The sequence below is a fragment of the Microcystis sp. BLCC-F209 genome (assembly GCF_041928595.1).
Classification (GTDB): Bacteria; Cyanobacteriota; Cyanobacteriia; order Cyanobacteriales; family Microcystaceae; genus Microcystis.
In genome coordinates this window covers 1-2033 of record NZ_JBHFLL010000264.1, presented here as the reverse complement: position 1 = coordinate 2033, position 2033 = coordinate 1, and the positions used below count along the sequence as shown (strand labels likewise).

Below are 2033 nucleotides of genomic sequence, written 5' to 3'. Positions count from 1 at the left end.
GTTATTTTACCTTATTGGCGCAGTTTTAGTCTATAAAGCCAATAATTCCTTTGCTTTTGCTGGTTTAAAGGGCGCACCTCCCGAAGCCTTGGCTTTAATCTTCATGGGATTATTAGTCAAAGGGGGAATCTTTGTCTCGGGGTTATGGCTACCGATGACACACTCGGAATCGGAAACCTCCGTCTCGGCGCTGATGTCGGGGGTGGTGGTAAAAGCTGGCATTTTTCCCCTCCTGCGCTGTGCTTTAATCCTAGAGGATTTAGATGTCCTAATTCGGCTTTTAGGGGTGCTAACAGCGATTTTTGGCGTATCCTACGCAGTGTTTGAAAAGGATAGCAAGCGGATGTTAGCCTTTAGCACGATCGTGCAGCTGGGTTTTATTTTGGCTGCCCCACCGGTGAGCGGTTTTTATACCCTTACCCACGGATTAGTTAAATCTTCCCTATTTCTGTTAGTGGGAGTTTTACCCAGTCGCAATTTTAAAGAATTACAGCAACAAGCGATCCCTAATTCCCTCTGGATTGCTATTGTTATCGCCAGTTTTTCCATCTCTGGATTCCCATTATTATCCGGTTTTGGGGCAAAAGCGTTAACGATGAAAAATTTATTACCTTGGCAAGAGGTAGCCATCAATTTAGCAGCCGTAGGTACAGCGATCGCCACTGCTAAATTTATCTTTTTACCCCACACAAAAGTTTCCACTGGGAGAAAGTTAACCTTGAGTGGTTGGTTAGGAATAATACTATTGTTAACTGCCTTGTTTATAGCCAATGCTGTCTATTTCGATGCCTACAATCTGGGCAATATCAGCAAAGCTTTAGGGATTATTGCTATCGGTTGGGGGTTGTATCTAGGGATATTTAAAAAGCTGTCCTTACAATTATCAACAGCTGGGGAACAATTTGATAATCTCGTCGGTATGATGGCTGTTATGTTAATGCTTTTGTTCTCTCTAATCCTAGCCCAATTAGCTCCCTCATTCCTAGCTTTTAGCTAATACTAACTATAGATCTTCACCAATTTACCAATTATTCAAGGGAGAAGCGGCAAAGCCTGAGAATTTTTTGATCAATTGGGACTCGATCGAGGATAATTAGAAAAAGTATTTTGACTCATAACCAAATCTAATCAAGAAGCCCAGTGACGATTCCCCTGCTAGAGTTGTTTGTATTCGCCACCGTTTTGTGCGGATTTTTAGGAACATTCCTGAAAAAAAACTTAATCATGAAGATTATCGCCATGGATGTCATGAGTACGGGCGTTATCGCCTACTATGTGGTGATTTCTTCCCGTGACGGTTTATTTACTCCCATCCTCGGTACAGTTAAACAGCAAAATTACGCCGATCCTGTACCCCAAGCAGTGATTTTAACAGCGATCGTCATCGGTTTTTCCATTCAGGCGTTAATGCTGGTGGGAGTGATGAAATTAGCCAAAGATAACCCCACCCTCGACAGCAGCGAGATAGAAAAAAATAACACACCATGAATACTTTAACGATCGCTTGGATAAGTTTACCCTTTTTGATCGGCTTTATCATCTATTTATTGCCGCGATTAGACAAATATCTGGCTCTCGCCGCCACTATTATCTCTCTCGCCTATTCTCTCCTTCTATTTAGCCAATCCTCCCCCATAACCCTTAACCTACTGGATAATTATGGCGTGAAACTGGTAGCCGATCAGTTAAGTGCCTATTTTATCCTCACTAATGCCCTGGTGACGATGGCAGTTATTTTTTATAACTGGGAAAGTAGCAAAACCGCCTTTTTTTACGCCCAAGCTATCATTCTCCACGGCAGCATTAATTCTGTCTTCGTCTGTGAGGATTTTATTAGCGTTTACGTTGCCCTAGAGGTAATTAGTATTGCCGCTTTTCTGATGATTGCCTATCCTCGCAGCGATCGCTCTCTCTGGGTTGCCCTGCGTTATCTGTTTATCAGCAATGTGGCGATGTTATTTTACCTTATTGGCGCAGTTTTAGTCTATAAAGCCAATAATTCCTTTGCTTTTGCTGGTTTAAAGGGCGCACCT

At 42.5% G+C, this 2033-nt stretch carries 2 protein-coding genes and 1 pseudogene; all 3 read left to right on the top strand.

The features are described 5' to 3' along the window. Nucleotides 1-997: cation:proton antiporter (locus ACE1AQ_RS16850; RefSeq protein WP_374808843.1), on the top strand; the 997-nt coding region annotated here is incomplete at its 5' end. A gap of 143 nt (nucleotides 998-1140) precedes the next feature. Continuing rightward, nucleotides 1141-1488 carry an NADH-quinone oxidoreductase subunit K gene (locus tag ACE1AQ_RS16845; protein ID WP_002796737.1) on the top strand — a complete coding sequence of 116 codons (348 nt, stop codon included), beginning with the start codon at nucleotides 1141-1143 and terminating at the stop codon, nucleotides 1486-1488. Beyond that, nucleotides 1485-2033: pseudogene (locus ACE1AQ_RS16840) on the top strand (cation:proton antiporter); the annotation flags it as partial. The gene ACE1AQ_RS16845 and the pseudogene ACE1AQ_RS16840, both read left to right, overlap by 4 nt.